This window comes from Psychrobium sp. MM17-31 (genome assembly GCF_022347785.1).
GTDB lineage: Bacteria > Pseudomonadota > Gammaproteobacteria > Enterobacterales > Psychrobiaceae > Psychrobium.
Genome location: NZ_JAKRGA010000004.1, coordinates 327,630 through 348,225 on the forward strand (window position 1 = coordinate 327,630; position 20,596 = coordinate 348,225).

16 protein-coding genes are annotated in these 20,596 nt (G+C 42.4%); 12 read left to right on the forward strand and 4 right to left on the reverse strand.

The annotated features are described in order from the left end of the window. Positions 1-25 precede the first annotated feature (25 nt). The 4 genes from MHM98_RS14150 to MHM98_RS14165 all read left to right on the forward strand — a co-directional run bounded on the left by MHM98_RS14150 (position 26) and on the right by MHM98_RS14165 (position 6,940). Positions 26-535, forward strand: coding sequence for an FxsA family protein (locus tag MHM98_RS14150; protein ID WP_239440007.1), 510 nt, complete (start codon positions 26-28; stop codon positions 533-535). 134 nt (positions 536-669) lie between these two features. Continuing rightward, positions 670-2,589: a methyl-accepting chemotaxis protein gene (locus tag MHM98_RS14155; RefSeq protein WP_239440008.1), complete on the forward strand. Its 1,920-nt coding sequence runs from the start codon at positions 670-672 to the stop codon at positions 2,587-2,589. A 25-nt stretch (positions 2,590-2,614) separates the two neighbouring features. Continuing rightward, on the forward strand, positions 2,615-3,526 hold the full coding sequence (locus MHM98_RS14160) for a prohibitin family protein (RefSeq protein ID WP_239440009.1): 912 nt from the start codon (positions 2,615-2,617) through the stop codon (positions 3,524-3,526). A gap of 237 nt (positions 3,527-3,763) precedes the next feature. Next, positions 3,764-6,940, forward strand: coding sequence for an HD domain-containing phosphohydrolase (locus MHM98_RS14165; RefSeq protein ID WP_239440010.1), 3,177 nt, complete (start codon positions 3,764-3,766; stop codon positions 6,938-6,940). Positions 6,941-7,383: 443 nt separating this feature from the next. Here MHM98_RS14165 and MHM98_RS14170 read toward each other — a convergent pair whose 3' ends face one another. Beyond that, positions 7,384-8,715, reverse strand: coding sequence for an MATE family efflux transporter (locus MHM98_RS14170; RefSeq protein ID WP_343229218.1), 1,332 nt, complete (start codon positions 8,713-8,715; stop codon positions 7,384-7,386). Positions 8,716-8,888: 173 nt separating this feature from the next. Here MHM98_RS14170 and MHM98_RS14175 point away from each other — a divergent pair, with 173 nt between their 5' ends. The 4 genes from MHM98_RS14175 (at position 8,889) to MHM98_RS14190 (ending at position 13,240) form a co-directional block, all read left to right on the forward strand. Then, the gene (locus MHM98_RS14175) at positions 8,889-9,182 is read left to right on the forward strand and encodes a co-chaperone GroES (protein WP_239440011.1); all 294 of its coding nucleotides are present in this window, start codon (positions 8,889-8,891) and stop codon (positions 9,180-9,182) included. Positions 9,183-9,204: 22 nt separating this feature from the next. Further along, positions 9,205-10,854, forward strand: coding sequence for a chaperonin GroEL (gene groL / locus MHM98_RS14180; RefSeq protein WP_239440012.1), 1,650 nt, complete (start codon positions 9,205-9,207; stop codon positions 10,852-10,854). Positions 10,855-11,317: 463 nt separating this feature from the next. Next, entirely contained in the window at positions 11,318-12,397 is a 1,080-nt protein-coding gene (locus tag MHM98_RS14185) for a hypothetical protein (RefSeq protein ID WP_239440013.1), read from the forward strand. A gap of 462 nt (positions 12,398-12,859) precedes the next feature. After that, complete coding sequence (locus tag MHM98_RS14190) at positions 12,860-13,240, forward strand: hypothetical protein (RefSeq protein ID WP_239440014.1); 381 nt, start codon at positions 12,860-12,862, stop codon at positions 13,238-13,240. Between the two features lie 346 nt (positions 13,241-13,586). Here the strand turns inward: MHM98_RS14190 and MHM98_RS14195 are convergent, their stop codons facing one another. Next, entirely contained in the window at positions 13,587-16,085 is a 2,499-nt protein-coding gene (locus MHM98_RS14195; protein WP_239440015.1) for an EAL domain-containing protein, read from the reverse strand. Positions 16,086-16,204: 119 nt separating this feature from the next. Here MHM98_RS14195 and MHM98_RS14200 point away from each other — a divergent pair, with 119 nt between their 5' ends. Next, the gene (locus tag MHM98_RS14200; protein ID WP_239440016.1) at positions 16,205-16,543 is read left to right on the forward strand and encodes a DUF4144 domain-containing protein; all 339 of its coding nucleotides are present in this window, start codon (positions 16,205-16,207) and stop codon (positions 16,541-16,543) included. Between the two features lie 2 nt (positions 16,544-16,545). Here the strand turns inward: MHM98_RS14200 and MHM98_RS14205 are convergent, their stop codons facing one another. Further along, a complete protein-coding gene (locus tag MHM98_RS14205; RefSeq protein WP_239440017.1) occupies positions 16,546-17,097 on the reverse strand; it encodes a hypothetical protein in 552 nt (183 codons plus the stop codon). Between the two features lie 204 nt (positions 17,098-17,301). Between MHM98_RS14205 and MHM98_RS14210 the strand changes: the two genes are divergently transcribed. Both MHM98_RS14210 and MHM98_RS14215 read left to right on the forward strand, forming a co-directional pair. Then, complete coding sequence (locus MHM98_RS14210) at positions 17,302-17,898, forward strand: glutathione S-transferase N-terminal domain-containing protein (RefSeq protein ID WP_239440018.1); 597 nt, start codon at positions 17,302-17,304, stop codon at positions 17,896-17,898. A gap of 104 nt (positions 17,899-18,002) precedes the next feature. Beyond that, positions 18,003-19,205, forward strand: coding sequence for a PepSY-associated TM helix domain-containing protein (locus MHM98_RS14215; protein WP_239440019.1), 1,203 nt, complete (start codon positions 18,003-18,005; stop codon positions 19,203-19,205). A gap of 69 nt (positions 19,206-19,274) precedes the next feature. On the opposite strand, the gene MHM98_RS14220 is transcribed toward MHM98_RS14215, so the two are convergent. After that, positions 19,275-19,934 carry a DUF1826 domain-containing protein gene (locus tag MHM98_RS14220; protein ID WP_239440020.1) on the reverse strand — a complete coding sequence of 220 codons (660 nt, stop codon included), beginning with the start codon at positions 19,932-19,934 and terminating at the stop codon, positions 19,275-19,277. Positions 19,935-20,101: 167 nt separating this feature from the next. Between MHM98_RS14220 and MHM98_RS14225 the strand changes: the two genes are divergently transcribed. After that, positions 20,102-20,542: a YdeI/OmpD-associated family protein gene (locus MHM98_RS14225; RefSeq protein ID WP_239440021.1), complete on the forward strand. Its 441-nt coding sequence runs from the start codon at positions 20,102-20,104 to the stop codon at positions 20,540-20,542. The last annotated feature ends 54 nt before the right edge of the window (positions 20,543-20,596 follow it).

The window sequence follows — 20,596 nt, forward strand, 5'->3', positions numbered from 1 at the left end:
AGTTAACAGTGAACCGAGGTGTAATGTGCTATTCATTCTATTTTTTATCTTTATCGTAATACCTGTAATTGAAATTACGGTATTGATTGAAGTTGGCGAACAGCTCGGCGCATTGACTACAGTAGCGCTTGTGATCCTGACAGCGGCGGTTGGTGCTTCGTTAGTACGTAGCCAAGGATTACAAACACTGCGCAGTGCACAGCAGAAAATGCAACTTGGCCAGCAGCCGGGACAAGAAATGATTGAAGGCATCATGCTAGCTATTGCTGGTGTAATGTTGGTAACTCCCGGTTTTGTCACCGATTTCCTTGGTCTTTTATTATTACTGCCTTTTACCCGACAGTTCTTTGCTAACAAACTACTAGAACGTATCATCATTAAAAATATGGCGCGCCAACAGCAACCCTTTAATGGTGGATTCGGCCAGCAACACAATCCAAATTCAGATGACGTGATAGACGGCGAATTTGTGAACAAAGATCACGATTTTCAACTAAAAAATCAAAATAAATCACCAGATCACAAAGACCAATAATTATTGTGGTAGCATCGACCGATTAGTTTTTTAGAACTACTTATTATCTTGTTGTAATACTTTATTATTATTTGTGTGATTTAATAGCCCATTATTGGTAGTCACACAGATAATGTATTTAAGCGGTTGGTGATATGAATAATTTATCGATAAAGCAAAAAATTATATTTCTCTTGGTGTTAGTGGTAACCGTTACCTCTATTTTCATCGGAGTTTTTAGTCAAAATACAGCGAAATCTATTATTGAGCAGCGCGTACTTAAAAACGAGCTGCCTAATATCATTAAGCAAATCAACCTCACCATCGATCGCCAAATCTCCATCATGCTCGCGGTATCCAAGCAGGTGGCCAACGACGAGTTTATTCTAGAGTGGAATACCGGAGACAAATCTGCCGTTGGTGAACAACGACTATTACAAAAACTCGGCCGTATTCAACGTGACTACGATCTGAGTAATGTTTCTTTTGCTAACCGTCAAACAGCCGATTACTGGAATCAAGACGGTTTCTTACGTCGCTTGCAGGACGACAATGTCGATGGCTGGTTTTACCGCTATGTCGAAAGTGGCCAAGAGAGCATGGTGAGTATTTATGCTTATCCTGATAGCGAACGTGTTGATTTATTCGTTAATCATCAACAACCTAATGGCACTGGTCTTAGTGGCGTATCACGTTCATTTGCCGATGTGGTAAATCTTCTCAACGGCTTTAAATTAGAAAAATCTGGCTTTGTTTATCTTGTTGATGACAAAGGTAGCGTGCAATTACATCGCGACCGCAGCTTATTGGGCAAAGCTTCACTGTCATCGCTTTACAACAACGACACTGCTAATCAACTGCTTAATAAAACCGAATTCAATTTAACGCATACCGACATCGACGGCGAAGATTACATCGTAGTAAGTAGCTTTATCCCAAGCATGAAGTGGTATGTAGTGGCACAAGTGCCAGCGCAAGAAATGTTTGCATCACTTAACAAAGCGACACTAAGCATCTTTATGTGGGTTATTATCGCGACAATTTTAGCGACGATATTCGCCTACTTTATCGCTAATAGCTTGAGCAAGCCTATTTTGAGTATGGCCAAAATGTTCTCTGATCTCGGCCAAGGCGATGCCGATGTTTCTATTCGTATGCCAGAACAAGGACAAAAAGAGCTAGTAGCAGTAGCGCGTGGTTATAATGCGTTTGCCAACAATCTGCAAAATGCCTTTGTCGAAATCGCTCGCAATAGCCATCAACTAAAAGACTACGTAGTGTCTTTACGTCACCAAGCGCAAGAAACGTCGCTAAATGCCGCCGATAATAACGTGCAAGTGCAAGAAGTGTCACAAGCTATTGTTCAAATCGACAATATGCTGGTTGATGTAGCGGGAAGTGCCTCTCAAGCGTTGGAAACTTCAAAAGTAATCGCTGAAAACGATGAGGCGATGAGTGAATTAGTGTCGCAAACACACCGCGAACTGTCAGATTTATCGTCGAAAATCGGCGATGTTGCTGGTGTTATTACCAATTTGACTGGCCGCACCGAAACTATTGCCAATGCATTAGGCGTAATCAAAAGTATTTCTGACCAAACAAACTTACTCGCACTTAATGCAGCTATTGAAGCGGCGCGCGCTGGTGAACATGGTCGTGGCTTCTCGGTTGTTGCCGATGAAGTACGAAATTTGGCCTCGAAAACCACTGAATCGACGGACGAAATTCAAAACATTATGGACGATTTGCAGCGCAGCTCGAAACTTGCGGTTACTGAAATTGAAGCCATTATTGGTCAGTCATCAGCGGCTAGTGACGCCTTTAGCAGTGCCCAAGAAGTCTTGTTAGCCAATAAAGACCACGTCGAAAGCGTTTATGAAACTAACAAGAGTGTGGCGGGCGCAACCGAAGAGCAATCGGCAAGTGTGGCGCAAATCTCTAGCAGCATGGCGACAATGCAGCAGGGAACACAGCAACAGAATCAAAGCATTGAGCAAATTGCTAATGATGCGACTAATATTGATGACTTGGCGGCAAATCTTGATAAACTCGTCGCCCAGTTTGAAAAGAAATAATTGATTCACCTAACAAGGAAGGAATATGTCAAATATTAAAGTTAAATCACCTAATCCACTGAAAGGGTTATCTAAGTTTTTAGTAGTGATCCCTGTCATCTTCGCAATTTGGATGATGTTTTACACCATCGACGAAGGTCATGTTGGTATCGTAAAGCGTTTCGGTGAAGCAACGGAGCAGGTTAATCCAGGGCTACATTTTAAACTGCCATTTGCCGATGGCGTTGAAGAGCTAGAAATTCGTACACGTAAAAATGCTGAGAAACTTAGAGCATCTACCTTTGAGCAAATGCCAGTTGATGCTGAAGTATCGGTAAACTGGACGGTAGTGCGCCCAGAAGCTTTTAACCTATACAAAAACTATGGTGGTTTAGAGCAGTTTGAAAACCGTATTCTAGATCCGCGTCTGCGCAGTGCCGCAAAAGATGCATTGGCACGCTACAAGGCAGAAGAAATCGTGCAAAACCGCGGTAAGGTAATTCAGAAAATTGAAGAGACTTTACTAGCAACTATGAAAGAATTCCCGGTGAAGCTAGATAGTGTACAAATCGAAAATCTCGAATTGCCACGTAAATACCTACAAAGTATTGAAACCAAGCAAACAGAAAAGAACTTAGCGCAAGCGGAAAAACACCGTTTAGAACGTCAAAAGCTAGAAGCGCAACGTGAAGTAAATACTGCTGAAGCTGCACGTGATGCCGACAAAGCTCGCGCCGATGGTTCTGCATACGCCATTTTGACCAACGCGAAGTCAGAAGCTGAAGCAATCCGCTTAAAAGGTTTGGCAGAAGCAGAAGCAATCAAAAAGAAAGCCGAAGCGATTAAAACCAACAAGGTTTTAGTAGATTACATGCGCGCGCAGCAGTGGGATGGCAAAATGCCAACAACCATGATGGGCAGCGACCAAAGTGTGCTTTGGAATATGAAACAGAAGTAAATAGTTTTAATCTCTCTTAAAACTTTTATTAACGATGTAAAAGGCGCTCACAGTTTCTGTGGGCGCTTTTTTTATGCGGTAAATTAATTAATCCAAATCAAAGGCATCTACAAATTTGCTTGATTTGTGACCAAAAATAGGTGGATACTAAATAAGTACTAAAAGTGTGGGTATGGCTAGTTAAAAATAATTATTTAAAAACTAACTCTCATTGCTAGCTAAAGAAAAGGAAGTCTAATGGCGCTAACGATCAAAAATTTGCAGTATAAATTTACCATCCGATTAGCGGTGTTAAGTGTTTTTATCTTAACTAATGTCCTCATCGTGGGGATTGCCTTAGGCCTGCAATATTATTTTAGTAAGAAAATGGCGACGGAATCGGCGTTTAATTACTATGATACAACAGCCTCGCAAACCGCTGATTATCTCCAGCGAATCGATTCCCAAGCTACTCAATCAACTAAATCTCTCGCTCAGATCCCAAGCCTTGTCGACGGCGATGAGATAGGCGCAGTCACCCAGCAGATATTCGCTCAAGTACTGCAAAGCTCCAATAGCTTCTATTCCGCCATTATCGGGTTTGAAAACGGCGATCTATACCAAGTGATTAACTTGGCGCTGAGTAATGATGTTCGTCGCAATCTCAATGCCGCGCCATCAGATCGCTGGCTGGTGGTGACAGTGCGTGAGCAACAGGGACGTCGCTTACGGGAAACAGCCTATTTTGATGAGACGTTTAAGCTGCGGGTTAGTCACGTTGAAGACAGTGATTACGATGTTAGAACACGCCCTTGGTACGTCAATGCCCTTGGCGGCGAGGTTCATAAAACCGCACCTTACTTATTCAAAAGCTTACAATCGCCGGGGCAAACGTATTCCACGGTCATTCCAAATTCCCGCGATGTGGTAGCGATTGATATTGCGCTATCGTCTATTTCTACCTACCTCAAGAAGCAAAAACTCAGTGATGAAGGCGAAATTTATCTCTATCAAAAAAGCGGTGAGATCATTGCCAGCAATCAAAAAAGCGAGTTGCAGGCGAGTCTTTCGCAAGTCTCTCAAGTGGAACTCACCGAACAGCAACAAACTTATTTAGCCGCTCATGGCAGTTTTAAGATCTCAAATTCCGCCGACTGGTCACCCATCGATTTTGCGATTTCTGGTAAGCCACAAGGTTATGCGATTGATGTGCTAGATATTGTTAGCGCCAAGACAGGCATCGAATTTGAGTTTGTGAACGGCCATACTTGGCCTGAGCTGATGAGCATGTATGACAATGGCCAGTTAGATGCACTGCCAGCGGTGTATGACAACGAAGAAAACAAAGCCATGGGTCACTTGTCAGATACCATTCTCGATATGCCTTTTTCTGTAATAACTTCGCCAAACGTCGCTGAAATATCACAAATTGAACAGTTATTCGGGAAAACTGTCGCAATTACCCAAGGTTGGTCATTTAGTAATATTCTGCGTAAAAATTATCCGCAAATCAATTTAGTCGAAGTGCCTTTGCTCAAAGATGTATTCGATGAGGTTCGTCAGGGACGTGCATTTGCTGGCATCGATAGCAAGCTGATTCTGCAACACACGGCGCAGCAGTTTTTTATCGATGATGTTGCCTTTCATCCGGCGCTAGATTTTGGCGGCGTTAAAGTACCAAGTACCTTGCATGTAGTGGCTAAAGATCCGCAATTAGTTGAAATCATCAATTTGGCGCTGGCTAAATTCACGCCGCAAATGAAAGCGCAATTAGATAAGAAGTGGGGTGTTAATCAACAGCGCGATGTTAAACCTGTCACTAACGGCGTTGTACCTTATTATCAGCTCATAACGCTAGCGCGAGAGTCGAAGTTCCACAACCAGATGACCATGCTGGACATCAATGGCACATCTTACTTCATCTACGTTAAGCCAATGGCCGATAGTACAGATACCTTTTCGGTGATTATGCCAGTGGATCAAGTGCTGGGCGAAAGTATGCTGGAAATCAAATGGTCGATTGTGATTACTGCTATCTGTCTGCTGTTTATGCTGTTTTTGACTGGCGCTTTTGTCTCGCCAATAGTTGCGCCGATCCGCAAACTATCGCATCAAAATGACAAGATAAAGCAGCGAAAATACAGTGAAGTGAAATATACGCCAAGTAGCATTATCGAACTTGAACAACTGTCGCGCTCGATGATCGAAATGGCGAAATCTATTGAGCAACACGAAAAAGCGCAAAAGAACCTGCTCGATTCCTTTATCAAGATTATCTCGCAAGCGATTGATGACAAATCTCATTACACCGGCGGTCACTGTGAGCGCGTGCCAGAACTCGGTTTACAACTGGCCCATGCGGCAAGCGAAGCAAAACACGGCGTATTCAAAGACTTTGAATTTAAAAACGATGATGAAATTCGCGAATTTACCATTGCCGCTTGGCTGCACGACTGTGGCAAGATTACCACGCCTGTGCATATCGTCGACAAAGGCACCAAGTTAGAGGTGATTTACAACCGTATCCACGAAATTCGCATGCGCTTCGAAGTGCTATGGCGTGACGCTGAAATTGAATATCTCAAGCAACTAGCCAAAACACCTGAGCGCCAAGAACAGTTACAACAAGCACTTGATAATAATCGCAAACAACTGCGCGAAGACTTTGCTTTTATCGCTCAAGCAAACGTTGGCGGTGAGTTTATGGATGAAGCACATATTCAGCGCCTCAATAGCCTCAAAGAAATCACATGGCAACGCTACTTCGACAATCGTCTTGGCCTGTCGCCAGTGGAAGAAAGTAAGCTCGACATGAGTGAGCAATCGCTGCCGATGACAGAATCTTTACTGGCAGATAAACGCGAGCACATTGAATACCGCACCAAACCTGTTGAGTTCCCGCCGGAATTCGAGATTAAGATGGAAGTGCCACAGTACGTGAGTAATCAAGGTGAAGTGTATAACCTGTCGATTGGCCGCGGCACCTTAACCGCGGAAGATAGATATATCATCAACGAACACGTCATTAGCACTATCAAGATGCTAGAGGCATTGCCACTGCCACCAGAGTTATCTCGTGTTTCTCGCTATGCATCCACTCATCACGAAACCTTAAAAGGTACAGGCTATCCGCGAAAATTAAGCGCTGAGGATTTATCAATTCCCGAACGGGTAATGGTCATTGCCGATATTTTCGAGGCATTAACTGCCGCTGATAGGCCGTATAAGAAAGCTAAACCTGTCAGTGTTGCCATCGATATTTTGCACAAGATGGCGTTGGATGAACACGTAGATATCGACTTGTTTGAGTTGTTGCTGACTAGCGGTATTTATAAGGAATACGCACAGCAGTGTATGCCTGAGGCGCAGGTTGATGAGGTGGATATTAGTAAGTATCTACGCAGCAAAGTTGAGGTAGCGGATACGTTGGCATAGGTTGAGGTCAATCTGTTTCGTTGTCCTTCTGGTGTGCTTATGAGTTACTCGTGTTCAAATTACTTTTGTGATCGCACACCAGTTACTTTTTTCTACCGCCAAAAAAGTAACCAAAAAGGCGACCCGCAGATTTATCACTATTCTTAAATAAAAAATAGTCTTTTCGATACCGTATTTGATCCGCATCTCGGCAACTGCTCCTGCGTTGCTCTACCTCCTGCATCCATGCAGTCGCCTGCGGCAAATACTCAAAAGTTTGTCTGGAACAAACTTTAACAGCTTTAGCTGGCCTCGAAGAGGTGAGTACATGGAATGTACGAATCAAAATCATCCCTGATTTTTACTCCGCGCAATCGGTTATTTAAAGCGATAATTAACGGGAGGTTGTCACGCGCTGAAAGTTGCTTAGATATAAAGTTATAGTGATTTCGAAGGTTGAAAAACTAACTACTCTTCCCTTCGGTAATCCTTGTCGCCAAAATATAACAAGCGCCACCCATCAGAATATTACCTATGGCAATTGCGGCGAAGACGCCGTTGGTGCCTAGTAACTCTTTACCTAGCCACACCATTGGTAGCATGAGTAAGAACAGGCGGGCGACGTTGACTAGCAATGACGCGCCGGGGCGGTTGTAGGCGTTTAACGCATTGGCAACCACAATCACCATACCGAGTGCGCCGTAGGCGAATGGCACTAGATAGAGGAACACAACCACGTAGTCGATAACGGCTTCATCGTCGCTGAATAAGCCAGCTAATGGGCGGGCGAGTAGGGCGATGATGACGTAGAGCACGAACTGGCTAATAATGGAGAATTTGGCGCTGCCTAGCAAAGCGCTTTTAGCCCGCTCAACCTGACCAGCTCCCATGTTTTGCGCCAAAAACGGCATGAGTGATGATGCCAGTGCTATCACACCAATGAGCATTACCGACTCGATGCGAATTCCCACACCATAAGCAGCTACTGCTTTGCTATCGATACTAGCTAACATACTCATGACTATGGCGTTAAACAGCGGATTTATCATCTGTGAAATCGCTGCTGCTTGGCCAACGCGTAACACGGTGCGCCATGTTTTTAATACGCCGCTAATTGTTAAATTTACCCAGCCAATGAGTTCGCTGCGATGAAGCATAATTAACGAGGCTACCAGCGACATCGCCCACGCAATTAATGTGGCGACGGCTGCCCCTTGAATGCCCATAGGCGCGATTGGCCCAAAACCGAAGATTAAAATAGGGTCCAGCACGACATTGACGATACCCGCGCCCATCATGATGTAGCTTGGGTATTTGGCATTTCCTGTGGCGCGCAGCGCGCTGTTGCCCATCATGGGAACGACTAAAAAGACGATGGCAATTAGCCATACATTGAGGTAATCGTGAATAAGCGGCAACAGCTTTTCTTCTGCGCCGAGTAATCTAAACAGCGGATCGCTGCCCCAAAAGCCTAACGTCGTTAGCACGGCTATAGTGACCAGTCCCAATAACAAGGCGCTAATGACAAAGCTTTTGAGATTGTCCGTCTCGCCTTTGCCAATCAACCTTGCCAACGCCGCCGATAAACCCGAGCCAAAACCGATGATGATGCTAGAGATAATAAAGGTCAGCGGAAATGTGAAACTAATCGCCGTTAACGCATCGGTGCCCAGCAAGCTAATAAAGAAGGTATCGGTGATGTTAAACAGCAAAATACTCAAGATGCCGAGACCCGTCGGAATACTCATCGAGGTTAAGACTTGGCGGGTGGGGGCGTTAAGTAAATCGTGTTTCAAAATGACGTTGCGCGAGCGAATAAAGAGTCAATTGTAACGACAAAAATAACTTTCACTAGTTAAATTTATGAAAATTTAGGGCAAGGTCTTGGATCTGTATTTTTCGTCCCCATTTCTAATGTAAATCAAACGGCAAAGCGCCGAGAACTAATTACACAGTAAGGAAATTTTCTATGACTATTCGTCCTTTACATGATCGCGTAATCATCAAACGCATCGAAGTTGAATCTAAATCAAGCGGCGGCATCGTACTAATGGGCAGTGCTGCAGAAAAGTCTACTCGCGGTGAAGTAGTTGCAGTTGGCACTGGTCGCATCCTAGACAGCGGCGAAGTTCGTCCGCTAGCAGTTAGCGTTGGCGACACGGTAATCTTCAAAGAAGGTTACGGCGCTGAGAAAGAAAAAATCGACGGCGAAGAAGTATTAATTCTGTCTGAGTCAGACATCCTAGCAATCGTAGAAGAATAATTAGGAATTTAAGGAAATTATCATGGCAGCTAAAGACGTAAAATTTGCAACAGACGCACGCGTAAAAATGCTAAGCGGCGTTAATGTTCTAGCAGACGCAGTAAAAGTAACTTTAGGCCCTAAAGGCCGTAACGTAATTATCGACAAAAGCTTCGGCGCACCAACCATCACTAAAGACGGTGTGTCAGTAGCTAAAGAAATCGAACTAGAAGACAAATTCGAAAACATGGGCGCACAACTTGTGAAAGAAGTAGCTTCACAAGCAAACGATGCAGCCGGTGACGGAACAACAACAGCAACAGTACTAGCACAAGCTATCGTAAACGAAGGCATGAAAGCCGTTGCTGCTGGCATGAACCCAATGGATCTTAAGCGCGGCATCGACAAAGCGATGACAGCTGCTGTTGACGCACTAAAAGATCTTTCTCAAGAATGTTCAGACAACAAAGCGATTGAGCAAGTAGGTACTATCTCTGCAAACTCAGACACTAGCGTTGGCGAAATCATCGCAACAGCGATGGCTAAAGTGGGCACCGAAGGTGTTATCACAGTAGAAGAAGGTCAATCACTAGAAGACGAGCTAGACGTAGTTGAAGGTATGCAATTCGACCGCGGTTACCTATCGCCATACTTTGTAAACAACCAAGAAAATGGCAGCGTTGAGCTAGAAAGCCCATTCATCTTATTAGTAGACAAAAAAGTATCTAACATCCGCGAATTAGTGCCAGTGTTAGAAGGTCTCGCGAAAACTGGTAAGCCACTACTTATCGTTGCTGAAGACGTTGAAGGTGAAGCACTAGCGACACTAGTAGTTAATAACATGCGCGGCATTGTGAAAGTTGCTGCTGTTAAAGCACCAGGTTTCGGCGACCGTCGTAAAGCAATGCTACAAGATTTAGCTATCCTAACTGGCGGTACTGTGATTTCAGAAGAAATCGGTATGGAGCTAGAGAAAGCAACATTAGAAGATCTAGGTAGCGCAAAACGCGTTGTTATCACTAAAGACAACACAACAGTTATCGACGGTGTTGGCGACCAAGCGGCAATCAACGCACGCGTTAGCCAAATCAAAGCACAAGTTGAAGAGTCTACTTCTGACTACGACAAAGAAAAACTACAAGAGCGTATGGCTAAACTAGCTGGCGGTGTTGCAGTAATCAAAGTTGGCGCAGCAACTGAAGTTGCAATGAAAGAGAAGAAAGACCGCGTAGACGACGCTCTACACGCAACTCGCGCCGCTGTTGAAGAAGGCGTAGTTGCTGGTGGTGGTGTTGCTCTAGTTCGCGCAGCAGCGACTATCGCTGGTCTAACTGGCGACAACGAAGAGCAAAACCACGGTATCGCATTACTACTTCGCGCAATGGAAGCTCCATTACGTCAAATCGTTAACAACGCAGGTGACGAAGCATCAGTAGTTTGTAACGAAGTTAAAAACGGCGAAGGCAGCTTCGGCTACAACGCTGCTAACGGCACTTACGGCGACATGCTAGAAATGGGTATCCTAGATCCAGCTAAAGTAACGCGTAGCGCACTACAATTCGCTGCATCAGTAGCTGGCCTAATGATCACTACAGAAGCGATGATCACAGACGCACCAGTAGAGGCCGCTGCACCAGCAATGCCTGATATGGGTGGAATGGGCGGTATGGGTGGAATGGGCGGCATGATGTAATAAACATCGCTGCTTATTGAGCATCATATACCGAAAAGCCCGAGCAGAAATGTTTGGGCTTTTTTATTAACTGTATATCTCCGCTATAGCATTAAGGTAACTTATAGACTATTAGTTTCATCCATTAAAATTAAATGTAGCGTGTATTTAACATATTAGAGAAGGCTATTAATGACCGATATTACAGATAACTATGCAAAGATCTCATTCGATGATCTAAGTATATACTTGAATAAAAAAGGTATTTCCACTCAATGTAGGGAGTGTGGCGTCTCAGATCCTTCTATTAGTGTAAATGAGGAAGATCTAGTTCATATTACTAATTTGAGCATTATTAATTCACCTAAACAGCAATATCATGTTTTTCATGTTGAATGTAATAATTGCCATAGTATGAGGTTTTTCAATTGGATTAGCATTGAAAAAGAGATTTTGAGAATGAAAGACGAGGGGATCTTTTACGATGAGAACTAAGCATTTAACAATTGCGTTAGTTATTTATGCAATGATATTTGTCCTTTTATTTTATGTATCCAATGAATTTGTTAAAAACCCTACTGGAAGTTTTGAGATATTTTCTTTGACGATAGAGTCATCTATGGTTGAGTCTTATCTAGCTTCGTCACTAGATAATATTATTTTTTTCTCAACTATAGGAATATTATTGTTTTTAATTTCCAAAGAGAAGCCTGAAAATAATAAGTTATTTGAAAAAATTAAATATATTTTTCCTATAGTTGAACAAGACAAACAGTTGAGTAGCTATTTAAAGAAGAAAATTTCTTCATTGGCTTGCATTGTGACCGAGTCAGAAAGAAATATAGAGTTAATGGAGTCTTCTAGTTGCGATAAGTTTGTAAAGCTCTCAATAAGTAGCGAATCTCATTTGAAGAATATTTATGGAAAAGATGATTTTATAAGTGATGAAATTATCTTTAGTGTAAAAGTTGACCCTGTACCTTTTGAAGACATCTATGGCGAGATTTCGGAAGTTTATATTACTGATACTTTAGAAGCTATTCCAAAGGACAATGAGAAACTTAAATTTATTAAACGTTTAGTTAAGGATGATTGTGAATTTTCTAAAAGGTTGAAGGTAAAACTAAAACCTAATAAAGGCGCTTTATATAAAACTACTGCATGGTATTGGCAAAATATTGATGAGAAGTTTAATTTTCATGTTAGTAGATTTACGGAAAAACAGATTTATAATGTGACCAATAGTACAGCTAATGCTATGAATGTAACGTTTGGCTCTAATAAAATAAAGCTTAACTTTAATCAAAAACTAAGCAAGATTGTTTCTAATCTTTCAAGTGGTGAATTTGTAGATTTTTTCCAAGATTCAAAGAAAGTAGATGATAGTTTAAGACAATTGGAGAGTGAGCACCTTAAAGAGTTAACATATTCGATAGAGCCTGGCGAAAGTGTGAAGCTAGAATTGGTAAATGTTACACCCGATGATCAGTTTACTATTCAAGTTAATCAGTCCGACACAAAATCTAATTTTTCAAAAGCACATGCAAATTTATCAAATCAGTAAAATTAATACTTAGAAAACTACAAAAATACCAAAAATGTGGTAATCTTTAATTTATGAATAAGTAACTCTACGATTAGGAGCTTGCAAATGATTGTGAATGGTTCAGATTTTACAGGTGCTTAGATAAAGCATAAATCCTGTATTGCTAAATGAAGCAGAGTTAATTTAAAACTTATCGATAAACCTTTGCTTAAAGTTGTTTAAATTAAAAGCCGAATAGAAATATTCGGCTTTTTTGTGTAGTGAAAAGATTTGACAGACGATCATTTCTAATTCATTGTCGAAATCATGTTGGCTTCGACTACATTTGATAAGCTTATATCGAGCGTAGTAGAAATCGAATATGACTAAAGCAAAACATCAGCTTACTGATTTGTCGGCAACTTCTTACTCTATAACTATCAATCATCCGGTTAATTTTATAATATCAGCTTCGAATTAAATTAATATCAAGGATGAATTATGCGCTTAAGCGTTATCGCATTAGTTATTGTTGCAGCTTCTGGCTGTAGTACCACTCAGCAACAAACTCCCGTAAAAAACACCAACGTTTCACTTGTAGCTCAACAAGAAGTTAAGCCGTCTGGTAATGAGAGTTACTCGATATTTTCTATCATTTCTAATCAAGCTTTAGCTTCTTATAAAACTAAATATAGGGAAGCGACAAATCATAAGGCATTTGCGCAATCTGCTGCTGGTGCATGGAATTGGCGATCTAATAGAACATCAAAGCAACACGCAATCGATAGTGCATTAATTGCATGCCAAGCAAACAATGAAAAATACGAGGCTAAGCATCCATGTCGAATTATCAATGTAGACGGTAAATGGATTACAGAATGATAAATAGAAGGTAGACATTTGATTGAAAAATATGAGGCTGGCGATCACTTTTAATTGATTGTTGGAATCATGTTAGCTTTGATAAGTTTGAACAGAACATAATTCTCTCCTTGCCCCTATTAGTTATTGGAGTATGATTAACTATTGATGTAGCAGACATGTAGAAGTATGACATCACGTAACCTTTGAGGTCGAGGCAGTGTCCGGTAATGACGTTCTGAATCCAAGATGATGTCTTGGCGAAGGCTCCCTAGATGGAGCCTTTGTTATTTCTTGTGTGGGATAAATGTTGAAACTCAGTCGGGGCTTTACTGGCAACGGTTATGAGCAAACCTTTCATTACTCGTTAATCCACACTCTCCACCGACTGCAAATACTGCCGATAAAACTCATCTGTTTTTATCGCGGGTGACCAGTAATATCCTTGGCCGTATTTGCCGCCCAGTGTTCGAATAACTTCTAATTCACCGTCGTTTTCTATGCCTTCGATAATAGTTTCTGATTGTAGGGTTTTGGCGAGTTTTAGCAGGGTTTCTACCACGGATTGGTTAATTGGGTTGTGGTCTATGCCGCTGACAAATGCCATGTCGATTTTTATTTCGTCGGGATCGATTTGACTGAGGTAAATCATTGATGAATAGCCAGTGCCAAAGTCGTCGATGGATATTTTAAAGCCCATTTCTTTTAGCTTTCGAATAACGGCGAATAGCTCTTGTGAGTTGTCTAAATCTTGCGATTCGGTGATTTCTAACATGATGTTAGCGCGGTTGATTGGGTGGCTTTCACATAGTTGCTGAATAAACGGGATAAATTGATCGTGCTGGAGATCGAATACCGATAAATTGATAGACAGAGAGATATCTGGCTTGTGCTGATTCATCCACACAAAGGCTTGGCGTAGCGCTATTTTGGTAATTTCAAAGATGAGGCCGCTGTGCTCGGCAATGGGAATGAACACGCCGGGGCTGATAAAGCCGTCTTCTTTGTCGTGCCAGCGCATTAAGGTTTCGCCGCCAATGACTCGTTGGGTAAATAAGTCGACTTTAGGTTGAATGTAGATTTCCAGTGCTTGTCGTTCGATAGCTAGCTCAAGTTTGTTGAGTAAGTTAACGCGTTCTTTCGCTTGTAGATCGAGGTTGATATCAAACAATGCCCAATCGCTGCTTTGTCGTTTTGCTTCAATGACGGCGGTGCTCGCTCTGCGATAGAGTTCGACGGGATCGTCTTTCATGTCGCTGACATCGAGAATACTGGCTCTGATTTGGATGTTGATGTGATTGGTAACTTGCGCGGTTGCGCTATGCCAACAGTTAATCACATTGTTGACCTGTGTTTCTGAGCTTTGCTCGCCTCTAACTAAGACTAAAACCTGCTTGGTGCCCATGAAAATAACTGAGTAGCTCTCGTTGCGAATTAACGAAATATCGCAGCTCCATGGCTGTTGAGTTAGTGCTTTATTAAACTCATTTAGGCAATTGGCAATGTATTTTGTCACTACCACGCTGCCGAGGAGGGTGGTTTGTTCATCGACGCCTTCCAGCTTGATTAAAACCATTTTTAAGCTGGCATCTTGTCCGCTTTTTTTTGCTAGCTGAGTTTTAAATTCTTGGTAATAAAAGTTGCTGTTAGGTAGTTTGTAAATCGGATCGATAAAGCTTTTACGCTTTTGCTGTAGCTCATTAAATTCAAGCCGTTTAGCGAGGGCAATCGATAGGATATAAAGCTCTAACAGAGAGCCGATTAAAAACGCGTGCATGGTAATGACGTTTTGCGGCAAAAAGCCTGCATAGGTTGATATGCCGACCAGTCCGCCAATGACAATTGAAAGCCATGATAAGAGGTATATTGATGCTGGCGAATAGCCTTTGATTAAGGCTTTGTATCCGACATAAATACAGGTAATAGCTACCGCTAACAACAAGGGCGTGGAAATGGCCATCATGGTGTATTCGGGGAGTACGAATCCTAATAAGCTGATGGCGGGCAGAAGCCAATGTGTGCGGGAGATAAATTTGTAGAGCTTCTTGGAATAGGTTTTCATTTCTAAGAAGTAGCAACTAAACAGCAAGGCAAACCAAATCAGGTTTATGTTTATCATGCTGATATGCTGGGCTAACCAGCGTATAGAAGCCTCAGGGAAGATGAAGTAGCCAAAGCCAAACAACGCAGAGAATTCTAGAAAAACTGCAGTTTGGTAGAGCATGTACCATTTGTAAGTAGCAGAGCGGTGCAGGGCATAAATAATCGCATTATAGCCGGACAACGCAATGAAGATGCCGATGATAACGCCGTAAAACATTAGGATATTTATTTTGTAGTCTGCTAGCGGTTGATGGCTCATTACCGTGATTGGCATGATCTTAGGGCCTTTGCTTTCTTTGCGGATCAGCAAGGTTGCACGCTCGTTTGGTACTAGCTCAAATTCGAATAGCACGCCGTGATAAGTTGAAGTAAGCGCAGGTCTATTCTTCAATCCAAGTTGGGCTGTGCGGTCTAAAACGCCGTCGCGGTATAGGTAAACGTCTAGCTGTTCAATAACATGTGATTGGAACAGCAGCGCGATGGTGTTGTTTTCACTGGCTATTTCAGAGCGAATGCTGAGTCGGTGCCAGTAGATTGCTCGCGATGCTTGATTGGATTCAGCGAATAATTCTGGCGTAAATTCTTTCGAGTAGAGCAGCTGGTTAGGATCGAGTTGGCTATTAGTTTTAAGGGTTGCTAAAGGCTGTAGGATGTTAACTTTAGGCTGTGCTTTACTTATGACAATATCAGCCCCAATGCTGTAAAAAGAGCATGAAAGAATCACGAGTGTGATGATAAGAGCTGATATTTTTTTGAAATCCATCCAAAGCTCCCCATCCTGAATAAGTAATACTTTTATAGCATGCCTCATGATAAAGTTGCAAAGCTGTGATGCCATTAAATCAACGGATTTTGAGCGAAATTAAATTATAGGAATACTCAGTGACAACTTGGCCTGCCATTATCAAATTCGAAGCAGATGACGAGCTGTTTTTCATCGCTGACGCAGCGCAGTGGAACAGTGATCGCGATCTTTGTGGCACTGACTATCATTCGTCAGACATCTTAATCGACGCCGCTGGTGCAATACATCATCTAAACCATCAATCTGATGGCAAAGTTACTCCTCAATCGACTAAGCAAGTGATGGAGCTTTCCAGCGCCATCGAACTGGTAAAAGCACATTTCTCTGCCATCGGTGCATGCTGCTCGGCAAAACTCTCCGCACGAACTTTTGAAGAATTATTTGAAATGGTTGGCGCTAGTGAAGCTCATAAGTGAGCTTATTTACGCTGGTAACGATCGAGTTCGATAATAATCACGTCAGTATCAGTTTGACTGATAAAATAAAATGGATGATGTCGCAGGGTTCCACTTTTCAGTGCTCTACCAAATGCCACTGCTTGTTCAATTTGCCCCTTATCATTCATGTACACCTTAAGTTGGCAGGTAGTACTGCGGCACTCGATATCCTTGAGACTAAATTGGGCTAATGAGTCGTCATTAATAAATATTTCGTGAACTTGATGAGTAAAATTATCAGCCCATTCATAGTCAATTGGTTGTTCTTTAAAAGGCTGTTGTTTGAGAGTGTTTTCTTCAATAGGGGAATTTTGTGTCGTCTCTATGGCAGTAATAATTTCCTTCTTCTCGAAACGTTCTTGAATTCTAGCTTGGGCTTCGGCCGTATCAATTATGGGAATATCGGTAGCTTGAATTGGCGCTTTTTCAGTAGCTGATTGCTGGCGCGTTATCGAATCATTCGTCTTGTTCATTGGAACTAATTGATAAGCTAAAGCCGCTGCGATAAGGATAAGTGCTAGGAAATATTTCATTTCACCGTCCGTTGGTCTCTTTATAGAAAATAACCTATTGATAATATGTTATTTAATTACAATCACCAATAGAATTTTGAGTTCGATAATTTTAGTTTATCAATAAATTAATAGATTTATCCCTCGTTAATGTTGAGGTAATTAGAGTGCTCACTCGCCAATCATGATGTGATGTAAATTAAATTTTCAAATGGAGATCTTTAAATGATTTTAACGGTAGGTACGGATTCGACTTGGTCATTGAGGGCGTGGATTTGTGCTCAGTTGGCAGATATTAAAACAGAGATTAATGTTATCGATTTATCGAGCGCTGATTATAAAAATGAAATTGCCAAGGTGTCAGATGCTGGACTGGTGCCTGTTTTGTCAAATGGTTCGCTGCGAATGCACGATTCGTTAGCGATTGTGGAATATTTTGATGAGTTGTCACAGGGCAAGCTTTACCCTGCGGCGTTGAATGAAAGAGCATTAGCAAGAAGTTTGTGCTGTGAAATGCATGCTGGTTTTATGGCGTTGCGCGCTAACTGTCCTTTTACATTAGAGAATGTAGAGCCAATAACTGATTTAACTGATGCTATGCGCAGTGATCTTGCACGTGTCGAGTCAATTTTCGAAGGGGCAAAGTTGCCCTTTATGTTTGATTCGCCGAATGCTGTTGACGCGTTTTACGCCATTCTTGCCTATCGATTGAGTGCTTACGGCATAGTGTTAAAAGGTCAAGCGGGAGACTATCAAAAGAGCCTATTAAATTGGTCATTATTAAAAGATGCCATTGGTTTCGCTAAGTCGTGTAAGGCGTAATAAGTCGATGGTTTAATCTTGAATTAGCGAAAGCATTTTATTTGTTGTAACAACGCTGTATAGTCGGTGCCTTCTTTTGGGTACTAATAATTATTCGTATTACGATGAGCAAGCAATTCTGGTTTAAAATTCACAGTTGGGTAGGTATTAAGCTGGCGTTGCTGACTTGTTTTATTTTGATCACCGGAACATTTGCGGTGGTGTCCAATGAAATCGATTGGCTTACAAATTCGGCGATGCGTGCCGATGTCAGTAGTAATACGATGCAATGGCAAGCTATTTACGATAACGCCAGTCGCATGAGGCCTGAAGACTCTATTGCTTGGGTATCACGCCCTAAAGATCCTTGGTTTGCCACAGAAGTCATTATGCGCGGAGTTGATGGTGAGCGTTATCGCTTGTTCTTTCATCCGGAGACAGCCCAGTATCAAGGTGACGGCCGTTGGTATAATTGGCAGCGCTTTTTTCGGATGACTCATCGTCATTTGATGATGCCCAGTCAGATCGGTATCACCATTGTGTGCTTAGTTGGCTTGTTTCTTTTTATGTCGGGCATTTCCGGCATTTTGATTTATAAGCGCTGGTGGCGGGATTTCTTCCGTAAACCTCGAACACATAACCCAAAGTTGTTTTGGCATGATATTCATCGAGTTATGGGGTTGTGGAGTTTGTGGCTGCTACTTATCATTTGCGTTACTGGCGTATGGTATCTCTTGGAAATTTGGGGACTGCGCGCTCAATTCCCCAAAGATGCTAAGCCAGTCTCTGAGCAAGCGCAAACCATTGCTGTGCAGCCGCAAGCAGACATTATTGGGCGAGTCATCGCGAAAGCAAAAGAGACACGGCCTGAGCTGGACATAACCAGTATTCGTCTGCCAACTCGTGCCAATCAAGGTATTGTGATTCAAGGGTACGATGATACGGTATTGGTACGTGAACGGGCTAATAATTTGGTCTTTGATCCTATTTCGGGTGACTTGCTTTCAGTGCGTTATGCCAGTGAGCAGGGGGCGCATGTAAGAATTTCAGAAGCTGCCGATCCGTTGCATTTTGGAACCTTCGGCGGATTAACGACAAAGCTGATTTACTTTGTGTTTGGCATTATTCTTAGTGGCTTGGCTGTCGCTGGAACCTATTTGTATGGCATGCGTCAACTGCGTGCACCGCGTGGTGAAACTGTAGCGGCAAAAAACTATTGGCGTGTTTCGTGGCTGGGGCAAGGAAAGTGGCGCTGGTTATCGGTGTTATTATTGACGATATGCACGATTCTAACAGTGGTTTTGTTTGCAGGAATTGCGCAGGCATAACTGTGAATAGTTGACGTGATATGGGCAGAAATACGCTATCGCAAACCGATAGCGTATCATTATTGCGGTTTAATCATCGATAAAATCAATAGTAAGTAGCAGTCTCTTTTCACCAGCAGCAACTGCTGGCGAACGATGGACTAGCCCAAATCCTTCTTCCTCACTCCAATATTCACCTTTTAGCAGCGCAACATCGCCAGTCGTGAGCTGATTAATGGTTGTATCGGCGCTGATTAATCCTGAATCCTCATCTGGCAAGCCTTGGCTTTTGGCCCCGAGTTTGTCGCGATTAACATCGTCGTGGTTAAGCCATTGAGTGGCAATGCCGTTATAGGTAGTAACTAATCGGCACGGAATGCGATCGACGTGAAAACGCGGGCACATAGCGCGATCGAGTACAGTTAATCTAACCCCCGCACGTTTTTGTTCGAATAGGCAGCAAAACATATCGACTAGCTGGGCAATGTCTTGGTGTAATTCTGCCCCCATATTTTTAGTCTCGAAATCCTTACTAAGCACCTCAATGGCGTTGTCTGGTGTCATGGCCAAAGAAGCGGAAGCCTTGGGATGATTAGTAATGAAATCATGTATTTCATGATTTAGTTCTTCGGATAAGTCCCTTTGCCAAACAGATATATTGACAGACGCTTGATAGATATCTGCTAATACACTCGGTTCGTCACTAATGCTTGGAATTCGCGTTGGTATTGATTCGGCTAGATTATTCACGGTGCTATTGTCTCTGTGTTATTTTTATTTGTGAAATGTTATATCGTAACAGTTGATTTTTCCAGTGAGATAATAGGGCTTGTTGTATATCTTGCTGACGAACTAACTTTTGTTGCGGTAATATTGGCCTTAGTAGAGGTTAATTGTGAAGTAGCGAGAATAATCTGATGGCTAATCAGCAAACTTATCATTGTAAAATTATCAAAGAAGGTAACTTAACGGCGATTCCCGTACCTTTTGATCCCAAAGCAGTATTTGGTAAAGTCCGTGCGCCTGTCGTGGTTCAACTTAAGGGTTATGAATATCGCAGTACGATTTCGTCGATGAAAGGTAAGGTGTTTATTCCGTTTCGCAAGAGTCATGTTGAAGCGTCCGGCGTTGATCTTGATGCCGAGATAGAAATTACCTTGACCTTTGATGATGCGCCGCGCGAGGTTGAAATTCCGAAAGTGCTGGCAGAGCGTTTAGCGCAGACGGCTAGCGGATTAAGCAAGTGGGATGCACTGAGCTATACCGCTAAAAAGGAATTTGCGATAGCGATTAACGACGCTAAGAAAGAAGAAACAAAATTGCGCCGGTTAGAAAAAATTGTCGGGCAGTTGAGTTAACCCTTACAGCCTAAATTTAGCTTTAAAAGCCAGTGTCGTCATCGACACTGGCTT